We start from the raw sequence: 23,804 nt of genomic DNA, 5'->3' as shown, positions 1-23,804 counted from the left end.
CGACCCTACCTGACGATGTAGACACGATGGGCATAGCGCCCAAGAGCCCTCCTCAGCGGTTAACTACCGCCGATGACCATTCAATGAGCAACTAAACATTCATTAATAAAGGCGAACGTTGTTCTCAACCATCTGTTTAATACTTTCTGCCGCGGCAACAATTTCTGGTTTCTCAGAGACTTGAGCCGTACCCGTACGCCACCAAGCCTCATAGCCATTTGTCATTGTTTTTGGCAATACCTTAATATCAATCAATACACATCCTGAATGCTCCTTGGCGCTCTCTAGGGCATCTAAAAGCTGCGCTTCATCGTGTACTCGATAACTTTTACACCCATAACTTTCCGCATTTTTCGCAAAGTCCACTTTCACTAATGGCCCATCCATTAAGCCCGTTTGTGGGTTTCGATGGCGGTTTTCTGTGCCAAAACTGCCCATACCTTGGCTCATCTGCAAGTTATTGATGCAACCAAACCCAGCATTATCAAACAATAAAACGGTGATTTTAATGTTCTCTTGGATAGCCGTTTGTAACTCGCTATGTAGCATCAGGTAAGAGCCATCGCCAACCATCGCATACACGGGTTGATTAGGCGCCGCTATTTTGGCACCCACTGCCGCGGCAATTTCATACCCCATGCAAGAATAGCCGTATTCTAAATGGTAGGTATCGCGCTGTTTTGGTAGCCAAATGCGCTGTAAGTCACCGGGTAATGAACCCGCTGCCCCCACAATGATGGCGTTATCTTCCATATGCTGCTGCATCAGCCCCAGTACACGAGTTTGCGTCAACTCAGTTCCTAGAGCTTTACGGTACTCCTCGAGCTTGCCATCAAGGTGCCCTGCAATTTCAGGAACAAAATCTAATGGCTGATACTGAATACTAAACAAACGGTCGAGTTCCTCTTTCCACTGCGCTTTCGCTTGTTTAATTTTATCACCCCACTGTCCTTGGTAACTGGTACTTTTCAGCTTGGCATCAAGTGCTTGCAACCCTTCTTTTGCATCTGCTACCACTTTTAATGCATCCAATTTGCTTGCATCAAACTCGGCGACATTGATGTTTAAGAATTTAACCTGAGGGTGACTAAACAACGATTTAGAGGCTGTCGTGAAATCAGTAAAACGGGTGCCGACACCAATAATAAGGTCAGCCTCTTTCGCCAGTAAATTTGCGGCTAATCCCCCAGTCGTGCCAATCCCTCCCACATTCAGTGGGTGGCTTGCAACAATAGCACTTTTCCCTGCTTGGGTTTCCCCAAACGGAATGTGATAATCTTCGGCAAACTGCACAAATGCATCATGTGCTTCGGAGTAACGCACTCCGCCGCCACAGACTAACAGTGGTTTTTTCTTACTTTGAATCAGGGCAACCGCCTCTTCGATACTCACCGTTGTTGCAGGGCGACGTTCGATGCGGTGAACGCGTTTTTCAAAGAAATAATCAGGGTAATCCCACGCTTCACCTTGCACATCTTGCGGCAAACAAATGGTTACAGCCCCTGTATCCGCAGGGTCAGTTAATACCCGCATGGCATTAACCATTGCCGCCATCAATTGTTCTGGACGCGAAATTCTATCCCAATAACGGGAAACAGGGCGGAAGCAATCATTGGTACTGATGGTACCATCACCGTATTGTTCGACTTGTTGTAAAACAGGGTCAGGTTGGCGCGTCGCAAACGTGTCACCTGGTAGCAATAATAATGGGATACGGTTTGCCGTGGCGGTCGCCGCAGCGGTGATCATATTCGCCGCACCGGGGCCCACTGAAGAGGTAACAGCAAAAATTTGCTTACGTTTCTTTTGCTTAGCAAAACCGGTCGCAATGTGCGCCATGCCTTGCTCATTACACCCTTGATAAACACGCAGGTGACCAGGCGCTTCTTCAAGCGCCTGCCCTAAACCGACAACGTTACCATGGCCAAAAATCGTAAATACTCCCTGAATAAACGGATACTGCTCACCATCGACATCAACATATTGTTTGTTAAGAAACTTTATCAATGCTTGAGCTGTGGTCATTTTCTGCTTATTCATCTGGGTCTCCATTTATTCCATGGTTGGCATTGTGAAACTACTTTCATGATGTTCTAAGCGCACACTGGCAGGCCAACGGCTTGTCACCGTTTTCATACGAGTATAGAAGCGAACACCATCATTTCCGTGCACATTTAATGGTCCAAAAATAGAACGTTTCCATCCACCAAAGCTATGGAATGCCATCGGAACAGGAATTGGAATATTGATACCCACCATTCCTGCTTGAACATTCTCTTGGAATTCACGTGCTGTCTCACCATCACGGGTAAATATCGCGGTTCCATTACCATATTCGTGCTGGTTAATCAGTTTCAAACCGGTTTCAAAATCGGGAACACGGACAACAGCAAGCACCGGTCCAAAAATCTCTTCTTTATAAATGTCCATTTCAGGCGTGACATTATCAAACAATGTTGGTCCTACAAAATAACCATTTTCAAAACCTGTCACTTTAAAATCACGACCATCAACTAGCAGGGTCGCACCTTGTTTTTCACCGCTGGTAATATAGTCACAAATTTTAGCTTTATGCTGCGCAGAGATAACCGGTCCCATGTCATTTTCTTTACCTTCAGTGATACCTGGACCAACTGTCATTTTAGCGATTTGCCCTTTCAGGTTCGCAATCAACGCATCTGCGGTTTCATCACCGACTGCTAACACCACAGATAGAGCCATACAGCGCTCACCCGCGGCGCCAAAACCTGCGCCCATAATGGCATTTGCAGCCTGCCCCATGTCAGCATCTGGCATTAAAATACAATGGTTTTTCGCACCGCCTAACGCTTGGCAACGCTTGCCATGGGCAGATGCTGTTGTGTAAATATATTCTGCAATCGGGGTTGAGCCGACAAAACTAACCGCTTGGACTTCAGGCGCGGTTAATAAGACATCAACAGACTCTTTATCCCCTTGTACAACGTTAAAAACGCCATCAGGTAAGCCCGCTTCTTTAAGCAGTTTTGCCAATGCCAATGCTAAAGATGGGTCTTTTTCAGACGGTTTTAAAACAAAGGTATTTCCCGTTGCAATCGCCACAGGGAACATCCACATGGGTACCATTGCTGGGAAGTTAAACGGCGTAATCCCTGCACACACCCCTAAAGGTTGCATTAATGAGTGGCTATCTACGCCCGTTGCCACATTGGCTGAGTGCTCACCTTTTTGCAGATGTGGAATACCACAAGCAAATTCAACAACTTCCAAGCCACGAGTCAGTTCACCCACAGCATCAGAGAAAACTTTACCGTGTTCTTTTGAAATCAAACGTGCTAAATCATCCATATTGTCTTCGAGCAATGCTTTGAATTTAAACAGGATGCGTGAACGTTTTAACGGTGATAATTTTGCCCATTTTGGGAATGCTTTGTGCGCAACTTCTATGGCTTTTTTTGTTTCATCAGCGTTGCTAAGCCCCACTTGTGCAATTTGCGCCCCTGTTGCAGGGTTAAATACTGGCGCAAATCGCCCACTTTGACTGGATACGATTTCACCACCAATGAAATTATGAATCTGTTCCATGCTGCCTCTCTTTAGCTGATAGAGTTACCTTGTGTTATTTAATGTATATGAAATATTCATTTCATTTTCAATCAAATTTGAAATAACATTCAATATATGTGATCCAGCCAAAGTTTTTATGAAATTTTTTATTCACTTTAGAGACGCTCGTTTCAAAAACCGCTTTAATCATTAATTCCCTCAAGAACAATCAAACTTATGAGGTTAAATGCAGCTGCCCTCGTGTATTCAATAAAAAAAATACATGAGATAACCCATTCAATTTGTTGAGTGAAATATCCATCAATAACAATAAACGATGAGAAAAGACAGGACCGTATGAACTGATTGTTTCAAAAAGATTCGACTAACGGCACAAAACAACTACAATTAGAGCCAAATCATGGAGGTTATATGTCAAGTGCAGCAAATTTAAATGAGTTTCAAGAGCAAGTTCGAGCTCGGTACGATGAGTTAAGTAAACGTCTACAACAAGTCGCAAGATATGTACTCGATAATACTAACAGTGTCGCCTTTGATACAGTTGCGGTTATCGCTAAAGAGGCCAATGTGCCTCCATCTACCTTGATCCGCTTCGCCAATGCATTCGATTTCAGTGGCTTCAATGAAATGAAACAACTGTTTCGCATGAATTTGGTTGAAGAAACTGCAAGCTATACAGATAGAGCAAGGCTCTTTCGTGAAATGGACAGCGAGCAGGAATTAAGTGATGACCCAGCGCAAATTTTAAAAGAGTTTGCGCATTCAAACGCACAAGCGCTGCAGCAAATGGCCGCGAGAACTCCCGCTGAAGATATGGAAAAAGCGGTTTCATTGTTAGCGGGTGCACAAAACGTTTACATTATTGGATTACGCCGTTCCTTTAGCGTTGCCACTTATCTCAGTTATGCACTCAGTCATTTAGAGTGCCGTCCAGTGCTAATTGATGGGCTTGGTGGAATGTTTAAAGAACAAATCAGCCGAATTAGCGAAAACGACGTCGTTATATCGATCAGTTTCACACCTTACGCCTCAGAAACTGTGATGGTAAGCGAAAAAGCAGCCCAAGCTGGAGCAAAGCAAATTGTTATCACTGATAGTCAAATCAGCCCGTTAGCTAGCTTTAGTGATGTCTGCTTCGTGATTAAAGAAGCCCAAGTTGATGCGTTTCGCTCTCAGTCAGCCACATTATGTTTAGCACAGTCACTCACTGTCGCCTTAGCCTACCGCCAAGGCAGCAAGCTTATTTAGTCAATAATGGCTCTTAATTCACACCTCCATGGATTAAGAGCTTTCTTTTACCCACCATATACCAACCTTGCTTACCCCTCCGCTCTTTTTATTCAACTCGACAACTCAAATGTGATTTTTCGACATTATTTTCTGTAAATTGTGAGTTACATCAGAAAATACAAATTCCAATTAAACATTCAAATGAAATTATTATTTCACCCTGTTATGTTGAGATTATGTAAATTTCTGATATAGACCGCGAATAGGGATAAAACATGGTAAACACACACTTTTTGTATTTACTGGGCCATCTTCGTTTACTTGAAGAACAACATTCAGTCATGTCCTTAGACCGTACTGGCGTTGGTTTAATCGGAACATACAACCAAAATTTGCCGTATATTCAAGCAGTCAAATTAAGTTCACACCACTGTGAGCTCAAAGCAGTTTGCGATATTGAACCGCCATTACCATCAATGACCTATTACATGTGTCAAAAGCGCAGAATCGAAGAGCTGATGAATAATGATGATGTTGGTTCCATTATTATGACATCCGTGTGCAGTGATGAGTTGCTAAAATTTACGATAGAACGTGCCATCGATGCAGGAAAAGACCTTTTACTCAATAATATCCCCAACTATGAAGAGCCTGAGCTAAGTGAATTATTTAAACGAGCAAAGTACAATGGCGTTTGTATCAATTACAAACCAGTACTTTCTTTTGCAGAGACATTTACTCAACTCAAAACATCTTTAGCAGTCAAAAATAAATCTGAGACTGGGTTATTACGGCTTTCTTCTCATCGAATGATCGAGCCCGAAAATAGACTTCCTTTCAATATATTACGCAGTGCATTAACACAAAAAGTTGAATTACTTTTATCGTTATTACCTGACTTCGCCCTAACCGAAGCATCAGTTCAGTACTCACACCCGTTCGTAAAAATGGAAAATGGTGATGTTCTCATCATTAACCTTCGCCATAAAGGCGGGTTACTTATTTCATTTGAGCTATTTTTTAATACCGGAAATATTACCGATAAAATTTCGCTTAAACAGTGTAATCACAGCTATGAAGTTGAAAGCAAATTTACCATTAATCAAGAAAATCAAAACATTAACGAGGAAAATTCCATCGTTAAACAACTTGACCAATTTATTCTAAAACTGCGCAACGAAGAAAAATCATTTCAAACAAATCACTGGCAACAAGTGAACAAACTTACTGATGAAATAATAAACCAGTTAACTAATAATGGTTTTATTTAGTGTGCATTCATTTTTGAAAGCCGGATGAAGTAAAAATCAATTTACTTTAGTGTTTCATAAGTTATTGAATTTATATAATGTATATTATAAGAATACATTGTAGAACAACTCGTCTCATGACCTATATTACAAATAAATCTAGTTAATTACCTTTATACTAACGGTTTAAAAGGTAATTAACTAATGTAGTGTGCTGCGCGCACCGCTGTTCGTGTTAACAACACCATATAAAAAAGTCGTTGGCTCTAAATTAAATAAATAAGCAAATTGAAATAATGAATCAACGTCAATACAACTATCACCTGTCTCAAAACGATTCATTTCATCTTCAGACACACCAATTAATGTTGCAGTTTGCTTAATTGTCATATTATGACTCTCGCGTTGCATTCGAATTTTTATGCCCAACATCTTAGCGATATTATCTTTACTCATAACTCCCCCAAATAGATATAAAACCAGAACAATTAATGGAAGCGTAAATTATCACTCCCTTTAAATGCATAAATTGACTTATGATAATAAAATTCCTGTTAAACACATCAAAAAATGATTATCAAATAGTATAAAAAGAGAAATAAAATAATTAACCACCTGAATATAAACAACTTATTAAGTTACATTGTTACATTAAAACATCGACAAAGATCGCAAATAAAATGAATAAAAAACTCATAAAAATTCTCTTTAAGAATAATCCAATAAAGACAACTTATTAATAATCGAATTTTATTACGATAAGATTTTAGCTTATTTTAACTATATTATAAAACATATAAGTGCTATTTATTGTTATTATTCTCGTGATGGTGTGACGATTTGTTGTCAATTGTATCAACTAATTTCCACAAGCCATAACCATTGAAATTACAAAGTTTTTGTCTTGGATTTCAAATTATTATCATAAAAAAATAGCACAGGTTCTATAAATAAACGTCTAAATCTTTTAACTAAATAAGAAACTGACCATTTTATTCAAAAGAGTAATAAATTCACTTTGTTATTAAATGAAATTACATAACAACGACTAGTCTAGCATCAATTAAAGACACTCTTTATTGGATGATATTTAGAAATCTCTCATTGAATCCAAAACCCTATCTATAATAGATAATAATTCTGGCCTGACATCTGATTGAGTCAAAATAACACAGGCTAAGTGTATACCACTAATTTTATCTTAAGGCCTGAACAGTAAAACTTACTTAACTTCACATCTTTTTAATTAAATTGTCAGTAAGCATGTTATCCTATTTAGAGCACTTATGATTACTTACCTAACATTACCCTCTACTATTGATAGTTTTGCATTCTGTTGGTCTTAAGTAAAAGCGAATTGAAGGGATTATCATGCTACAAGAAAGCGTTATCAGAGAAATTATTCTTTGGATTGAACAAAATTTGGAGTCTCGCCTATCCCTTGATACGGTGGCTGATAGGTCAGGATACACAAAATGGCACTTTCAACGCCTGTTTAAAAATCAAACAGGATTAGCGCTGGGTTCATATATTCGTGCAAGACGCTTATCCTGTTCAGCGGTAGCACTACGTTTAACTAATGACAGCATCATGGATATCTCTCTTCGTTATCGCTTTGATTCTCAACAAACATTTTGTCGAGCCTTTAAAAAGCAATTTAATCTTACCCCATCAGAATATCGCAAACGTGAAGGTTGGAAAGTGGATGGCTTTTGCCTCCCTCTTAGGGATAGCAAAGAATTACAAGTACAGGTTAAATTAACCCAATTACCTGCAACTAATTTATTGGGTATTCAACACCGCTACACCCAAGATATCAATGAATGGAACCTTAAAACAGAAGAACTTAGACGCCATTACTGGCAATTATTTCTTGATAAAAACCAATATGTTACCAAACATTTATATGCAGTTCATGGCGTTGATTTAAATTCCACTGAGGAAGGTCGTTTCTTATATACCACAGCTTTAGATGAAAAAGATGTCGATATCGTGCCTGCGCAAGCAAAAAATTTACAAGTTCCCGCAGGGAACTATTTAGAAATTAAATTTAGTGGCAGCCTTCAAGGCACTGATTACAACGATATTATTTATACTGCTTATGGCAAGGTATTGGCTGAAATGGATATTGTTAGAGGGGATGGCTCAGATGTTGAGCTCTATGTGCTGAAGTCTAAACCCACTTACGACGACTTTATCAATAATCCATATAGCTACATTCAAGAACTCAATTACTATATACCCGTTATAATTTAAAATGTTCTTAATAACCCGCTAATAAAAGCGGGTTATTTTTAGACACTAATTAAAACGTCACGTTCAGTTTAGCCCAGAACGTCCTGCCAGGCTCATTCACAGGTACGTTAGATGAATAACCAAACCCGCTGTTACCTGCTAAATTCAAATGCTCACTGTACGTTTTATCAAATAGATTATCGACCCCAGCACTTAATTTCACATTTTCATTCACTTTATATGCGGTATTGAGTGAGAAAATGGTAAACCCCGCACTTTTACTAAAGTCTTTCCCCACCACATTGCCGTCGTTGATGGCGACACGACTTTGGCGACTGACAACACGCACTAACCCTGTTGTTGTCCAATCCCCTTTTTCCCATGACAAGCCAAAACGGCTTTCAAGTGGTGGCATTTGTGGGAGTGCTTTACCGTCCGTTCTATTTTCCCCCCATGCATAGGCAAGGCTAGCATCGGCTTTCCACTCATCGCTAAGTTTTTGCGCCACCCCTAACTCTCCGCCCATGATCATGGCATTGACGTTTTCAACTTGGCTCATCCGCGGATTGCTGGCGCTATAGCGAAAAAGAATGAAATCATCAACGCGACCTACGTAAGCAGAAACCCACGCATTAGTATTTTCATGGCTGTACTTTGCCCCAATATCCAATTGGGTGGTTTTTTCTGTTTTTAGGCTGTTAAAAACATTGCTTGTACCATCTGGCCCCATTTTTGGTGAAAATAGCTCCCAGTAGTCAGGGAATCGTTCGGTATAGCCGACACCTGCATACAACATTACAGGGGTATTTTCGAGGGAATGCTCATAACGAGCGAAACCCGCTGGCATGACGGTATTACGACCTGAAGAGCCTATTTCCTTGTTATTCTCAACGATTACGCGATCCAAACGTGCTCCGCTAACGACTTTTCCTTGTGCTGAGGCTTGCCATGTTAATTCACTAAACACACCGTAATCTTGGAACTGTGCATCTTTCACCCAGCCCGCCGTATTCTTACTACGGTGCTTGTTGGTTTGCATATCTGCACCCGCTCGCAGCTCATAATCCGTCCATAACCATGTTCCCATCACACGACCGCCCATAGTTTCACGATCAACGCGCATTTTCATTGGCATGTTCATCATACTGTGGCCGCCATGCCCCATCCCCATATGGCCTCCCATTCCGCCACCTGATGGTGAGCGTAAAGAATAGTTATCCATAATATGGTCGGCGTAGTTGTAATAGGCATTAGCTTCTATTTTGTCGAGAACATCGCCGATATTGCTCTTTTCAAAGCGCAGTCCATAACTTTCACGTTTAAATTGGGAACCATCCATACCACGTCCCGCATAGCGGGCTTCGCCATCGCCTTTTCCAGCGGTAAGTTCTAATAACGTGTATTCATCTGGCGTCCAGCCCAGTGCAATATCCGCGTTCCATTTGTCCCATTTCGACGGAACTTTATCGCCATTACCATCTTTATAATCATTAGAGCGTGATTTATTTCCTATAACGCGTAAGTAGCCTGTTTCGTTACCCAAGCTAACATCCGCGTTCGCATCCCAACGGTGATTGGAGGCTGTTAACGCGCTTGCATTCCCCTTAATACCACCTTGCGTGAATAACGGTTTTTCACGTTCAAAACGGATTGTTCCTGCTGAGTTACCCGGCCCCCAAAGTACCGTTTGTGGGCCTTTAATCATATTGAGAACGTCAAAGTTTTCAGGGGATATATAGGATGTAGGTGCATCCATACGTGATGGGCAAGCACCTAGCATTTCACTGTCATTGGTTAAAATACGTAAACGTGAACCGAACATGCCCCGAAATACAGGATCACCATTGGTTCCACCATTACGAATTTGGGAAAAACCAGGAATTGTTTTTAAGTAATCAGAACCATCACTGGCAGGAACGGGTTGCCTTGGCGTTTTTGGTGATGTGGTAATCGTTAATGGAGAATCAACGGGGGCAGTGACTATCATGACTGAACTTTCAGAAATTGGGCTTTGGTTGATATCATTATTCCCCATAACTGAGGTGGAACAAATCGCGCTGATAACTAATGTTGCCGCAGGAGCAAATTTAAATTGCAGTGTGTTCATTTTTAACCTGTTTTTTATATCAATAGAAATACCACCACCTTTGTCTTAATCACAAAATCAACGCATCTCAAAAGGGAGGCTTCTTGGAAAATAACTAAACTCAAGACGCACGCAATCGACTTTACTAAATAAGGCAAAAATAGAATTATGTTATGAATGTATTAATGATAAAAAATCAGATAAATGGTGGAGCACGGGCTAAACGCAAAGTCCAAGGCCTAAATAACCAAAGCTGGACACAACGTTCGAAAGGCAGGAAAAGTGTTAGGGTTGCAAGCTGTCGAATAACAGCGGCAATAAATAAGATAAGAAATGGAAAGTGAACCAATAATTGACAGTAACCGCAGGCAATATCTTCCATCGGCGACTGCCCAATCCCCGTCATTAACATGTGATTCATTGCACCACTATGTTCACAACTTTCAGGCATCAGCATCCCTTGATGCGAATGCATCGAATGCTCTGCCATTGCAGTGTTTTCTGTAACGTTATTCGTCGCTAAACAATCATTCATTTGTTCCATCGATTTAGAGATCAATGGTGCAATGAACAACATAGCAACCGCTAATAACGCCAGATAGGCAGCAAGTTGTCTGATTAAGAGGCGCAGGTGCAACGTCTTTCCGTCATCTGGGTACGAATTTATAGCGCGCAATTGTATCTTATTTAGATTCTCATTGTTATTGATATTTGTGCGAAATGTTAATTCAATATGTGTTTTATTGGTGTTTTTTAATGATATATGTTCAATATTATTCAAGAATAAAATCAATCAGTTGTCTGATTAATAGACTAACCCCACATCACTGAAACGCCTTACCAAACTAAAAGACAAAAAATGCGGCACTCATAATGAGATGCCGCAAATGTTTTCTTTTCAAATAGAACTAAATTATTTATGCCAATAAACTTGCAGGGTTATCAATACAAAGACGGCTGAGCATTGATTTATCAACGCCTTTTTTCGCGAGTAAAGATAAGAAAACATTAGGAACAAACCCCCAACCATTCCCCCCATTTTTAGCCCACATTTGCTTAAGGAATACATCATGGCTTAACACGATTTGCTGGCCATAACCCATCTCAATCAGCTTACACACTGCATCCGCAGTTTCGGTCACTGTGGGGGCAACCCCTTCTTTTGGAAATGAAATATCAAGGCCTATCATGTCGAACTCAAGCCATACGCCTCTGTCTAGCATCCGGCGTTGGTAATCAAAATCTTTCCCTGATGGGTCTGAGTGCGCCAATGAAATTTTAGCTGGGTTAACACCCATTTCCTTAATTAAGATATCAAGGACTTCATCGCCACGGCGCTGCCAACCCGGCATGTGAATATTCATTGAAACATGGTCATTTGCCAACTGTGCAACGGAGGCCGCACGTAGACTGTTTTTTTCGCCTTCAGTAAAGAATGGAGAAACACCAATTTCACCAATCATACCCGCACAGATATCGGTTCCATCAATACCAATATTCAGCTCATCATCAATCATTTTAGCCATGGCATCGATATCATTAACGAGGCGATCACCTTCAAACTTTTCGATATATAACCCCGAAGATGCGACAACATTAATACCCGTTTTAATCGCCACCTCACGTAATTGATGGACATCACGGCCAATCGCTTTTGAGCCTGTAGCATCAACTAATGTTCTGCCACCTAATTCTTTGAAGTTATTCACTTCATAGATGACATCTTCAATGGGCTTTTTATCCATGTTATCACAGCAGCAATACGGGTCATGTTTAAGCCCCCATTGAATGTCTGCGCTCACTTTTTTATCAACCAGAACATGCGAAAAGTCATAGAATGGCTCATCGACAACCGTTGATAAATCGTTAAACAGATGCTCATGTGGCAATGTCAATCCCATCTCTTCTTTTTTAACAGGACCCGTCACTGTTTGGATATACCCTTTCATCTTTATACTCCTGCGGCTTTTGTCGCTTTTGCTTCTCTAAACTCAGGAATGGTGGTGATAATCGCCCCCACTAAGGCAAATACGGTACCGATGATAGTGACTAAATAGACGGTATTACCGAGGGATGGTAACAGAAGGTCAATTAATACGGAGCCAAGTAACTGCCCTGCCGTTGAAGCCACACCTAGCATCAACAAACCTAAACCGCGAACTAAAATAGCCATTAATGCAATCGACATCAGGCCTAATGGGCCACCTAAATACATCCACCAAACGCCAGGTAGCTCAAGGGTTAGGTGGCCTAAAGCCATACGAATTACTAGTGCAATTGTTAAAACAGTAAAGCCAACAATAAAGTTCCACGTGATAGAAACCATCATTGAGCCTGTCGCTTCGGCAACTTTGGAGTTACCCGCTGGCTGCCAACCTGCTAATAGACCCGCTAAGAACGGCAGGATAGCTAAATAAATTGCTGAGCTGGAATGCCACTGTGGTGACACCACAAATAAAGTCGCAACAACAGCAAACACGGCGCCTAATACACGAAACGTGGTAAACGGTTTTTTCTCGTCGATACCAATACCAAAACGGTCGCATAATAGCCCAGAAAGTAATAATGCTGAGATCAATGCTGTTTGGAAGGTTGCAATGCCTAATGCGCTGGCTGATGCCCCTTCAGAAAACACCACCATTGCGCCACATAAGCCTGCAAACCAGTTCCACAGTGGGATTTTTTTGTTCTTAATTAAGCTAGGAATTGCTGCAAATTGTTGACGGGTTTGTTTTTTAGCAATAATGATAAAAAACATCACAACCAAGCCGCTGGCAAAAGAAATAACCGCGCTCGCATTACCATCTTTTAAAACATCACCGAGCTGCCCATTCACTGCGGATTGCATTGGCGATAACATACCGGCTAGCACCGTCGCTATCATTAAAAACGGAGTAGAATAACTTTTAGCACTCATAAAATATTCCTTTTGGATTTTGACTATGAGTCATTATTTTTGTAATCGGCTTACAAAGTGCTGAATAGAATCCAGCACTTATTTTCTTTATTTTTTGATTTTTTGCTTTTAAATAATTAATTAACGTGCGACTTGTTTTAGGATATTTACCCACATGTCTGAATAATGTTCCCAAGCCATAAACTCACGGCTTCCCCAGTGCGGCGAACAGTCACTCATAAAACAACCTGTTTTTCCGTTTTCATATTGGCCAAAGACTAATAATGGGTCTTCACCAATATTTAAAACAACGTTTGTATTTTCTTTTGGCTTAACTTTGTTATAGCCTAAGAACATCGGCCAATTACCAAAACCTTTAATTGATTCATGTTGCGTATTTTCTGGTGTTGCAAAAATACCTTCTGGTGTTTCTACACGGTCATCACCATCTAGCATTTCAACCGGTAATACTTCTGCTAATAACGTATTTTTATAATTCGCTTTCGCTTCAATGCCCATAAAGGATAAATAACCACCGATCATTAATAAGCCGCCGCCTTGGCTAACATATTGCTTAATTAGACCTAATGCATTTGGTAATACTTTCATATTATAGAAAGTATCATTTTGCAGTAAGAATGTATTAGCACCAATATCGCTTATTACAACAACATCATATTTTTCTAATTCTTCGACAGTTTGTGGAAATGCCATTTGTACTGTATGAGCTGGCATATAATCAATTTCCACACCTTTATTTTTTAAACACTCTAATAAAAATGTAGCGCCTTCTTCATATTTGCTTGATGTGAAGCTGTCATAACCTTTTGTGTGGATCATATGGATATGCCATGATTCACCAATAAATAAAATTTTCATTTTTTTCCTCGTTTCAGAATATTAATTTATTCAGGGGATTGAGTCACAACCTGTGAGTAGGTTGTTTGATTAATACGATGCATAACATTAATATCTTCAGGCATTTCTGAAGCGTTGCTTGTTTCAACAGCAAGGGATGAAAACGCGGATGCATAACGTAAGGCATAAGAAAATTGTTTTCCTTTCGCTAATGAAGCTGCAAGAGCACCATTAAATGCATCACCTGCACCCGCCGTATTTTTAACAACGGCAGTGTAAGCCGGAGAATAAATGAACTTATTACCATCAAATGCAATAGAGCCTTTATTTCCGAGTGTAATGACAACCTTTTTCACGCCTTTGTTATAGATAATTTCAGCTGCCTTTTTAGCAGTTTCGATGTCCACAACATTGATGTCAGAGAGCAAGCTTGCTTCTGTTTCATTCGGTGTCAAAATATCGACTTTTCCAATTAACTCATTCACGATGTTATTGTAAGGGGCAGGGTTTAAGATAATCGGAATGTTATACTCATTACCAATTTCAATTATTTCTCTTAATGCTTCAACATTTGTTTCTAATTGAAGAAGAATAATATTTGAATTTACAATTTTATCTTTCTGAATTTTAACTTCATCCGCAGTGATATCCATATTTGAACCTGGATATATCGAAATAATATTTTCCCCACTGTTTTCAGAGACAAATATTGATGCAGTTCCTGTTTGATATTTTTCTGTTTGGTATATTGTTGATGTTTTTATTTTTGATGAAGAAATAAAATTTATTGCATATTCACTAAATTGGTCAGTCCCTATCTTAGTAATAAAATGCACAGGTGAATCAGAGTAACTTGCTGCTAATGCTTGGTTGCAACCTTTTCCACCTGGTGAAAAAATAAATTTATTCGACAATAATGATTCACCCGCTTCAGGAAGACGAGGTAAATAACTAATCATATCAACGTTAAATGAACCTAATACACATACTTTACCTAACACGGCATCATCCTTATCTGTTCTTTCATTAAAACTTTCATTGCACTCAAGAAATTGAATAATTTCCTTTTTAGCAACTTTGTCTAGGGTTTCAAATTCGATATATGCGCCACCATGGCAACGGCTAATAATTCCTTTTTTTGCTAAAGAATTTAAATCTGCCCTAATGGTTTCTTTCGTGACATTAAGTTCTTTCGATAAAACAGAAACTTTTGCTGAGCCTGTATTTTTTAAAATACTAATTATTTTCTTATGTCGTTCTGCTTTCATGCCATTTTACCTCATGGCATTTACTCTAATTTATACCTTGTTGCGTTAATGTGACTATACTCATACCTTCCTATTCAAAAGCAAAAAAAAGCAAAAAGCATAAAAATAAAAACAAAAAAAACCAAAAAAGAACAACCAAAGCTAAATGAACTATTATTATCAATATAATATTAGAACTGATTAATTAATTTAATTGATTTTTAACTGACTAGAGTAAATATAAGAAAATATAAACTCTCATTTCTTTAGTTATTTAATTTTAAAATAAACAGTTTATTTGCTATTTTAAAACTAAATTATCAAATCATCATGCACCATCAATTGGGTTTTATCACAACAAATACTCTTATCCATCGTTGTAACCTATAAATAACGAAGGAATGTCTATTTGTGATGATATTCACAATTCAATAAATTCACAAAAACCAAAAGCAGGAACTGACTAAAGTTGAGGAACACTACAGAGGTAAGTTAAGTGGAATTGTGATGTTCTACGCCGTTTAGGCAGAAAGTTATTCGCTAACAGCACTAGCGTGACTTGAAACTATAAAACAAAAACGGGGACTTACGCCCCCGTTTAAATCATATTGACCAAACTGATGTTACTTATCGGCAGGCATGCCTTTCTTTTCATGCACCATCATCAGTGCTTGCTCTACACTACGCTCGATAATCACTCGGCGCTGGTCATTTTCAGGCAGCAGTTTTAACATCATTTGCCATGCTGAAATCGCCTCTGCGTAACGCTCTTGCTCAAAAGCATTGAAAGCAAAAATACTTAACGCTTTTACATTCGTGCGGTCTTCTGCAATCAGCTTTTTCAGTAGCTCTGCACCTTGGCGGTTATCTTCAGGATCAGAAGAACGCGTTAAAACTTCCGCATAACCAATCACCACATTTTCATCTTTCGGTGAAAGGCGATACGCACGGCCATAAGCATCAGTTGCCATGGTGGCATTACCCAGCACCATACCAATGCGCCCTAACATTACCCATGCTTCTACATTTTGCGGGTCTTCTTGTAAGCGCGTACGCAAGCCTAATGCTAAATGCTCCATTTCTGCATTATTTAGCGGCGGCTCAGACGGGTCTAAGGCTCTATCCAGCAAAGCTGGTGCTTGTTGATAAGCATTATTCCAATCCGCAACCTTTTCATAGCTACCCACTTGGTAATACGCCCCTGCCGCAACGCCCAGCGCAATCAATGCACCCGGCAAATACACCCAATAACTCGCCCGTGAAGCTTCAGGGATTTCGTCTTCTTCCCCGTTTTCCACCTGCTTGATACGCACGCGTTTTTTCGAACGAGCAAAAATAATCCAACCACCAATGATAATCGCAGCAAATGGCAGCCCCCATAACATCATGGTTAATGGCGTTAATGGTGGGTTATAAGTGACAAAGTAACCATAACGCGCCACCATATAATCGACGATTTCATCACGGTTTTTACCTTCTTTCATCAACTCATACACCTTTTGGCGTAAATCCAGTGCAATCATCGAGTTAGAATCGGCAATACTGTTATTTTGGCATTTAGGGCAACGCAACTCTTCCGTTAATTTACGAAATTGCTGCTCTTGCTGTTCGTTATCAAACGTAAATACTTCCGTAGAGGCATACGTGATTGTTGCACTGAGAGCCAACATCAATAAACCGAGTAAATACCTCATTGGTTCGCCTCCTGATTATAGCGCTCCCAAAGGGGCTTAAATTCTTTTTCCCAGACACGTTCATCCATGGCACCTGCATGGCGGTAACGGATAATACCATTACCATCAATAAGGAAGGTCTCTGGCGCACCATAAACCCCGAGATCAAGCGCTAACATGCCTTCACCATCAAATAAACTTAATGCGTAAGGGTTACCCAGCTGACGCAACCACACAACCGCTTTATCGCGTTTGTCTTTGTAATTTAAGCCAACCACACGCACACCTTGTGCAGATAACGTGTTAAGGTACTGGTGCTCTGCACGGCAAGTGACGCACCATGTTGCCCAAACATTCAATAAGATAGGCTGGCCTTGCGTTAACACCTCCGACTCATAATGCTTTCCGGGGTTTTCTAACGATTCTAAGCGAAAAACTGGCACTGGCTTGCCAATCAATGCCGATTCCAATAAACGTGGGTCATCGCCCTCTGCATTACGCATCAACTGCCACAGCAATACCGCAGCTATCCCTGCGAAGATGATAAAAGGGATTAAAAAGACTTTGCGGTTCATGCTGTTTCCCCTTGTAATTTACGACGACGATAACGTGGGTCAAACAGGCAGAACAGCGCACCGATTGCCATTAACACACCACCAGACCAAATCCAGCGAACAAAAGGCTTATAATACAAACGCATGGTCCACGTGTTTTTATCGACTTCCTCACCGAGGGCAGCGTATAAATCGCGGGTAATACCACCATCAATTGCCGCTTCAGTCATAACGGCACGGCTCACGCTGTAAAAACGTTTTTCAGGCATTAAGATGCTAACCACTTTGTCATTTTTAGTGACGGAAATACTGCCGATAACCCCTTGGTAGTTCGGACCATCGGCTTCACGCACACCATTAAACGTGAAGTTGTAACCGTGAATAGCAATGTTATCCCCGGGTTTCATTTTCACATCGCGCTCAATACTGTAGTTTTGGCTAAAGGCAATCCCCACAATGGTGACCGCTAAGCCCAAGTGAGCACATACCATGCCCCAGTAACTTGGGGTAAGTTTGATTTTTTTGCTGATGCGTACTTTCATTTCAGCGAACGCTAAAATGGCAATCCATATCGCCATCATCAAACCGACTACGGTTAATGCTTCAACGCGGTCTTCCATCAGCATAGGTAATGCAAATGACAGAATCAGCGTCATCACCGTTGCAATAATCAGCATTTTTTTAATCGCCGCAGGACGGTCACGCCCCCAACGAACCAATGGCCCAATCCCTAATAACAAGGCAAATGGCACCATCAATGCAATGAACATGGTGTTAAAGAATGGCTCACCGATAGAAATGGTGCCTAACCCGATTTGTTTATGCACTAACGGTAGTAATGTGCCAAGCAGCACGACTAACATCGCCGCGGTTAAAATCACGTTATTACCCAATAACATTGACTCACGTGACCACAGCGCATTGTTAACCCGTGAACGGACTTTATGGCCTCGTAGCGCAAACACCAGCAGCGAGCCACCGATCACTAGCACCATAAATGCTAAGATAAACAACCCGCGGGATGGGTCAGAAGCGAATGCATGAACAGAAACCAACACGCCCGATCGCACCAAGAATGTGCCGAGTAAACATAATGAGAAGGCAAATATCGACAAGAGCAATGACCATGCTTTAAACGTCGCCCGTTGTTCTGTCACTGATAAGGAGTGGATTAACGCCGTTCCCACCAGCCATGGCATAAAGGAGGCGTTTTCTACTGGGTCCCAGAACCACCAACCACCCCAGCCAAGCTCATAATATGCCCATGCAGAGCCTAACATGATCCCGAGCGTTAAAAAGAACCACGCGGCCATCGTCCAAGGACGAGCAAAACGGGTAAAGGAGCTGTCTAATCGCCCACTGAGCAAGGCCGCGATCGCAAAGGCAAATGCCACTGAGAAGCCCACGTACCCCATATACAGTAAAGGCGGGTGGAAAATCAGGCCAGGGTCTTGTAACAATGGATTCAAGTCGCGCCCTTCAATTGGGAACGACGGCAATGTGCGTGAAAATGGGTTTGAGGTAAAAATGATAAACAACAAGAAACCGACGCTCACCATCCCCATTACGGCAAGTACACGAGCAACGATATCCAGCGGCATGCGATAGCTAAACAGCGCGACCGCGAATGTCCAGCCACTCATCAACAAGACCCATAACAACAGGGACCCCTCGTGAGCACCCCACGTTGCGGCAACGCGGTACCAAATCGGCAGTTGAGTATTTGAGTTGTTCGCCACATAAGTGACGGAGAAATCATTCACGACAAACGCATTGACGAGAACAAGAAACGCCCCCGTCACACAAAGAAACAGTAACCACGCCAACGGGCGCGATGAGGCCATCAAGCGCGTATCGTTGCGTGCCACTCCCCATAATGGGTAGATGGACAGCAAAACGGCAAGGCCTAGCGCTAGGCACAGTAAAATGCTACCAATTTCTGGGATCATGACGCATTTTCCTTATAGGCTGCGGCAGGTCTCCGGTGGTTTTCTTGCATCGCTTTTTCCACTTCTGGTGGCGTGTAGTTTTCATCATGTTTTGCCAACACTTCTTTCGCTAAAACATGGTTATTTTCTTGTAATTCGCCTTGCACGACGACACCTTGCCCTTCTTTAAATAAGTCTGGCAAGATACCTTCATAACTAACATCAATTTCGGCTTCTGCATCATAAACTGTGAAGGTGATTTTTAATGATTTTGGATCAGCATCGCGCACAACACTGCCCGGCATTACCATGCCACCCACGCGTAAACGCTGCCCAACCTCAGGCATCTGCTGAGTTTCACGTTTACCATAAATGATTTCACCGGGTGTATAAAAGAGGTCAATACTTGAGCGCAGTGCGTAGAGGATCAGTGCTAGCGTTAAGCCAACACCAATAATGATGGAACAAATTAACCAAAGTCGGTTACGACGACGAATATTCACATCCCCTCCCTACGCGCTCTTGCGGCTTTTTGTCTTTGTTCGCGAGCTTGCTGTTGAATAATGGCATTAATGATCATTTTTCGTTGGATAACGGTATGTATACAGAGTAGCAAAATAGGAATTAAGGTCAGCGCTACCGCCAACCAGACATAAAACCCATAGCCTCCCATCGCAAAGAAATCGCTCCAAGATGCAAATGCGCTGATCATTGAGGGCGCCCTCCTTTTTTCACAATATCGAGCACCCAAGGGCGGTTACGTTCGAGGACCAATAACTGATTACGTAAGCGAATGAGTGTTAAAGAGATAAATAAGAATAAATACCCAAGAATAGCTAACCGTAGCGGTGTGCGCATCGCTGGGTTGATACTTTCCTGCATCCGTGTTGACGGCTGATGCAGCGTTTGCCACCATTCAACAGAGTAATGAATGATAGGTAAGTTAATCACGCCAATTAATACTAAAATGGCAGCGGCTTTGCCTGCGGTACGGCGATCATCAAAAGCATGCCATAACGCAATAACGCCCACATACAGAAAAAATAGAATTAATTCAGAGGTTAAGCGCGCATCCCACACCCACCAAGCACCCCACATCGGCTTACCCCAAGTCGCGCCAGTGACTAATGCAATGAAAGTAAAAACCGCACCAACTGGTGCCATCGCCGCAATCGCCAGTTCAGACACTTTCATCTGCCACACCAGACCAATAAAGGCCGTGATAGCCATCGTGGCATAAATCCCCATTGACCACATCGCAGCAGGAACATGGATGTACATGATACGGTAGCTCTCGCTTTGTACTTTATCGGTTGGTGCAAAACCAAAACCCCAGACCCACCCTACCGCTAAACAAATCACACTTAATATAATAAACCACGGTACTAGACGCCCACATAACCGGTAAAGGTTAACGGGGATGGCAAGTTGATGAAGCTTTTTCCACATAGTTTAATTACCCTGATTTATTATATTGTTAGTAAATGCTGAGTGACAGCATCATACAATACACATTAAAAAAGCAAAGATATTGATTTAACACAAATATAACTTAGGCTGATTATACTCTTACGCATAATCAGCCTATTTCGTGATCATCACTTATAATTCATTGAGATAACTCATCATAAAACGATGACTCCAGATTAAAAGCCTGGCTCAACTTCACGCATATCAGGCAGCTTATGTGCAATCCCTTTATGGCAGTCTATACAGGTTTTACCATCCGTAATGGCTTGGTCATGCATTTTGGCAGCCACCCCTTTTTGGGCAGTGAAATCCATATACTCAAAGTTGTGGCAGTTACGGCACTCCTGCGAGTCATTATTTTTCATGCGCCGCCACTCACTTTGTGCCATCGCTAAACGGTGATCTTCAAATTTTTGCGGTGTATCGATAATGCCAAAAATTTTCCCGTATAACTCTTTACTGGCTTGAATTTTACGCACCATTTTCGGGCCAAATTCGTGAGGAACGTGGCAATCAGGGCAAGTTGCGCGAACACCACTACGGTTAGTATAGTGAATCGTATCCATATATTCTTCATAGACATTTTCACGCATTTCGTGACAGCTAATACAAAACTCTTCTGTATTTGCCATCTCCATACCCGTGTTGAATCCACCCCAGAAAATCACGCCACTGACAAAGCCAATTAGCAATAATGTACCTAATGCTAAACGGCTTGGTCTACGCCACCACTGCCATATACGTCCAATAAGTCCAAACAAGCCTTTTTTCTTCGGCTTGTCGCCCGTTGTTGGTTTTTCGTTATTATTCGCCATAATTCCCCCTTATTTCCCAAAGCCTTTGGATGGGGTAAATGTGTTATCAATGATAGCCGGCGTATCGGATTGCGGTACATGGCACTGTAAACAGAAATAACGGTTTGGTGCGACTTCACCCAACACTTTCCCCGTTGCATCCATAAAGTGTGTTGGGCTAACACGCGGCGCACCTGTCGTACGGTAGTTTTCAACGCCGTGGCACTGTAAACAACGGTTTGTGTTGGTGGTAATTTGGTAACCATCCACACTATGTGGGATCATCGGCGGCTGGTTCACATAGTTTAGTGCCATTCTTTCTTGTTCTTTAGGAATATGAATACTTCCCTCTGTCGTACCAGACACTTCAGGTGACTGACTCAAATCGACACCGTTAGCAGCCCAAACTAGACCACTGACAACAAAGAGCATACCTGCGATTGCGCGGCTTAGCGTCTTTTTCAGGACTGAATTTTTCATGATTTAGCTCCCGAGCTCCATCGTAGTGTTATTTTAAAAACATCCTCAGAACAGACGTCGATACAACGACCACAAGTGATGCAGTCTTTATCAGAAATCAGTGCTGGGGCCTGTTTATCTAGGACCGGCGCACGCAACACTTGCGGCTCCGGACAAACGTGGAAACAATCCATACAGCGGCTACAGTCTTTTTTATTGACCGCTGTGACGACCAGTGCGCCCTTGCAACCCGCGACACCATACAGTGCGCCTAATGGGCAAAGGTGGCCGCACCATCCATGTTCCACTACCAATAAATCGAATAAAAACAGCGCAACTAAAACCAATGCGCCACTTCCAAAACCGAAAATTAAGCTGCGCCCCATTAATGAAACTGGGTTTAGCCATTCCCACAGTAAAGTGCCTGTCACCGCTGACCCCACTAAAATCACCACCAGCAACACATAACGAATGTAGCGTGGAATCGTGGCGGATTGGTTCAAGTCAAACTTACGACGCAGCCATGCCGCGGCGTCAGTTATCGGATTAACAGGGCAAACCCAACTGCAAAAAATGCGTTTACCTAATAGCGCATATACACCGAACACGATGGCGGCACCGATCAGCGCAGAGATCCCCGGTAAGTAACCACTTGCTAAGCTCTCTAACGTAATCAGTGGGTCGGTCAATGGCACTGTGTCTAACAATAAGCTGCTGCTATAGTTTCCGTGTAAGATCCACACACCAAACCATGGACCACTCAAAAACATCGCAAGCACCAATAATTGGCTGACACGCCTTAATACCAACCATTTGTGGCTCTGCCACCACCCTTTTTTTGCCTGGGCTTCACGTCCGGCGTCGCGTTTACGATTTGCCATTGTTTCCCTCCAGCCAACCAAAACGGTAATGATGGCCTAATTCACCTTTCGCCAAGTCTCTTGGCAACACTTTGATAGCCGCTTCTTCCAACACACAAGCTTGCTCGCATTTACCGCAACCCGTGCAGTAATTGCTGTTTACGGTTGGTAAGAAACGCGCGTGTTTACCTGTTCGATGGTTTTGCTCAAGTTCCAATGTGATAGCTTCGTCAATAAGCGGACAAACGCGGTAACACACATCGCAACGCAACCCTTGGAAATTCAGACAGTTTTCTTGGTCAAGTAACACAGCCAAGCCCATACGCGCATCATTGATAGACTCAATGTCTTTATCCAGCGCACCACTTGGGCACACTTTCGCGCAGGGAATGTCTTCACACATTTCACATGGATTTTCACGGGCGATAAAATACGGTGTTCCCGCTGCCAGACCTGATGCCAATGTGGCTAATTTCAACATGTCATAAGGGCAGGCTTGAACGCATTGGCCACAACGCACACAGGCACTGGCAAATGCCGTTTCATTCAGCGCACCCGGCGGGCGAAGTCTCACACCGCTCGCTCGGGAGGTTTGTTGCTGAAGCCCCAGTACCACACCAACAGCCACTAACCCACCTGCTGCGCGACCTACATCACGCAAAAAGCGACGGCGACTGTTCTGGGACTTAACCTTGTTAGGATTAGTTTTCTGGGGCAT

At 42.0% G+C, this 23,804-nt stretch carries 22 protein-coding genes; 3 read left to right on the top strand and 19 right to left on the bottom strand.

The annotated features are described in order from the left end of the window. Positions 1-102 precede the first annotated feature (102 nt). Together iolD and ABWP91_RS04275 are read right to left on the bottom strand one after the other, a co-directional pair. Positions 103-2,040, bottom strand: coding sequence for a 3D-(3,5/4)-trihydroxycyclohexane-1,2-dione acylhydrolase (decyclizing) (iolD, locus tag ABWP91_RS04280; RefSeq protein ID WP_353242187.1), 1,938 nt, complete (start codon positions 2,038-2,040; stop codon positions 103-105). Between the two features lie 12 nt (positions 2,041-2,052). Further along, positions 2,053-3,564, bottom strand: coding sequence for a CoA-acylating methylmalonate-semialdehyde dehydrogenase (locus ABWP91_RS04275; RefSeq protein ID WP_353242186.1), 1,512 nt, complete (start codon positions 3,562-3,564; stop codon positions 2,053-2,055). A 393-nt stretch (positions 3,565-3,957) separates the two neighbouring features. On the opposite strand from ABWP91_RS04275, the gene ABWP91_RS04270 reads away from it, so the two are divergent. Beyond that, entirely contained in the window at positions 3,958-4,794 is an 837-nt protein-coding gene (locus ABWP91_RS04270) for a MurR/RpiR family transcriptional regulator (protein WP_353242185.1), read from the top strand. A 257-nt stretch (positions 4,795-5,051) separates the two neighbouring features. Then, entirely contained in the window at positions 5,052-6,047 is a 996-nt protein-coding gene (locus ABWP91_RS04265) for a hypothetical protein (RefSeq protein WP_353242184.1), read from the top strand. 180 nt (positions 6,048-6,227) lie between these two features. Here ABWP91_RS04265 and ABWP91_RS04260 read toward each other — a convergent pair whose 3' ends face one another. Beyond that, positions 6,228-6,482: a helix-turn-helix domain-containing protein gene (locus tag ABWP91_RS04260; RefSeq protein WP_219246409.1), complete on the bottom strand. Its 255-nt coding sequence runs from the start codon at positions 6,480-6,482 to the stop codon at positions 6,228-6,230. Positions 6,483-7,397: 915 nt separating this feature from the next. On the opposite strand from ABWP91_RS04260, the gene ABWP91_RS04255 reads away from it, so the two are divergent. After that, positions 7,398-8,282 (top strand): helix-turn-helix domain-containing protein, encoded by an 885-nt coding sequence (locus tag ABWP91_RS04255; protein WP_353242183.1) that lies wholly within the window; start codon positions 7,398-7,400, stop codon positions 8,280-8,282. A gap of 49 nt (positions 8,283-8,331) precedes the next feature. Here ABWP91_RS04255 and ABWP91_RS04250 read toward each other — a convergent pair whose 3' ends face one another. The 16 genes from ABWP91_RS04250 to napG all read right to left on the bottom strand — a co-directional run bounded on the left by ABWP91_RS04250 (position 8,332) and on the right by napG (position 23,804). Further along, a complete protein-coding gene (locus ABWP91_RS04250) occupies positions 8,332-10,368 on the bottom strand; it encodes a TonB-dependent copper receptor (RefSeq protein ID WP_353242182.1) in 2,037 nt (678 codons plus the stop codon). Between the two features lie 175 nt (positions 10,369-10,543). Continuing rightward, positions 10,544-10,984 carry a DUF2946 domain-containing protein gene (locus ABWP91_RS04245; RefSeq protein WP_353242181.1) on the bottom strand — a complete coding sequence of 147 codons (441 nt, stop codon included), beginning with the start codon at positions 10,982-10,984 and terminating at the stop codon, positions 10,544-10,546. A gap of 280 nt (positions 10,985-11,264) precedes the next feature. Next, the gene (locus tag ABWP91_RS04240; RefSeq protein WP_353242180.1) at positions 11,265-12,296 is read right to left on the bottom strand and encodes a phosphotriesterase family protein; all 1,032 of its coding nucleotides are present in this window, start codon (positions 12,294-12,296) and stop codon (positions 11,265-11,267) included. A gap of 2 nt (positions 12,297-12,298) precedes the next feature. Then, positions 12,299-13,264 carry a DMT family transporter gene (locus ABWP91_RS04235; RefSeq protein WP_353242179.1) on the bottom strand — a complete coding sequence of 322 codons (966 nt, stop codon included), beginning with the start codon at positions 13,262-13,264 and terminating at the stop codon, positions 12,299-12,301. Between the two features lie 120 nt (positions 13,265-13,384). After that, a complete protein-coding gene (locus ABWP91_RS04230; protein WP_353242178.1) occupies positions 13,385-14,122 on the bottom strand; it encodes a glutamine amidotransferase in 738 nt (245 codons plus the stop codon). Between the two features lie 26 nt (positions 14,123-14,148). Further along, positions 14,149-15,369, bottom strand: a complete 1,221-nt coding sequence (locus tag ABWP91_RS04225) for a PfkB family carbohydrate kinase (protein ID WP_353242177.1) — start codon at positions 15,367-15,369, stop codon at positions 14,149-14,151. A gap of 602 nt (positions 15,370-15,971) precedes the next feature. Continuing rightward, positions 15,972-17,042: a cytochrome c-type biogenesis protein CcmH gene (locus ABWP91_RS04220; protein ID WP_353242176.1), complete on the bottom strand. Its 1,071-nt coding sequence runs from the start codon at positions 17,040-17,042 to the stop codon at positions 15,972-15,974. Beyond that, positions 17,039-17,596 (bottom strand): DsbE family thiol:disulfide interchange protein, encoded by a 558-nt coding sequence (locus tag ABWP91_RS04215; protein WP_219246344.1) that lies wholly within the window; start codon positions 17,594-17,596, stop codon positions 17,039-17,041. The genes ABWP91_RS04220 and ABWP91_RS04215 overlap by 4 nt, the downstream gene beginning before the upstream one ends. After that, positions 17,593-19,524, bottom strand: a complete 1,932-nt coding sequence (locus tag ABWP91_RS04210) for a heme lyase CcmF/NrfE family subunit (RefSeq protein ID WP_353242175.1) — start codon at positions 19,522-19,524, stop codon at positions 17,593-17,595. The genes ABWP91_RS04215 and ABWP91_RS04210 overlap by 4 nt, the downstream gene beginning before the upstream one ends. Continuing rightward, positions 19,521-20,006, bottom strand: a complete 486-nt coding sequence (gene ccmE / locus ABWP91_RS04205) for a cytochrome c maturation protein CcmE (protein WP_219246341.1) — start codon at positions 20,004-20,006, stop codon at positions 19,521-19,523. Before ccmE ends, ABWP91_RS04210 begins: the two co-directional genes overlap by 4 nt. Then, positions 20,003-20,215 (bottom strand): heme exporter protein CcmD, encoded by a 213-nt coding sequence (gene ccmD, locus ABWP91_RS04200; protein ID WP_353242174.1) that lies wholly within the window; start codon positions 20,213-20,215, stop codon positions 20,003-20,005. Before ccmD ends, ccmE begins: the two co-directional genes overlap by 4 nt. Next, the gene (locus ABWP91_RS04195; RefSeq protein WP_353242173.1) at positions 20,212-20,952 is read right to left on the bottom strand and encodes a heme ABC transporter permease; all 741 of its coding nucleotides are present in this window, start codon (positions 20,950-20,952) and stop codon (positions 20,212-20,214) included. The genes ccmD and ABWP91_RS04195 overlap by 4 nt, the downstream gene beginning before the upstream one ends. Before the next feature lie 197 nt (positions 20,953-21,149). Beyond that, on the bottom strand, positions 21,150-21,788 hold the full coding sequence (gene napC, locus ABWP91_RS04190; RefSeq protein ID WP_353242172.1) for a cytochrome c-type protein NapC: 639 nt from the start codon (positions 21,786-21,788) through the stop codon (positions 21,150-21,152). A gap of 9 nt (positions 21,789-21,797) precedes the next feature. Next, entirely contained in the window at positions 21,798-22,247 is a 450-nt protein-coding gene (napB, locus tag ABWP91_RS04185; RefSeq protein WP_353242171.1) for a nitrate reductase cytochrome c-type subunit, read from the bottom strand. Further along, complete coding sequence (gene napH / locus ABWP91_RS04180; RefSeq protein ID WP_273803968.1) at positions 22,244-23,107, bottom strand: quinol dehydrogenase ferredoxin subunit NapH; 864 nt, start codon at positions 23,105-23,107, stop codon at positions 22,244-22,246. Before napH ends, napB begins: the two co-directional genes overlap by 4 nt. Next, the gene (gene napG, locus ABWP91_RS04175; protein WP_219246330.1) at positions 23,094-23,804 is read right to left on the bottom strand and encodes a ferredoxin-type protein NapG; all 711 of its coding nucleotides are present in this window, start codon (positions 23,802-23,804) and stop codon (positions 23,094-23,096) included. The genes napH and napG overlap by 14 nt, the downstream gene beginning before the upstream one ends.

It is taken from the genome of Providencia sp. (genome assembly GCF_040396775.1).
Taxonomy (GTDB): Bacteria; Pseudomonadota; Gammaproteobacteria; order Enterobacterales; family Enterobacteriaceae; genus Providencia.
The sequence above is the reverse complement of the archived record's forward strand: the minus strand, read 5'-3'. Positions and strand labels throughout refer to the sequence as shown.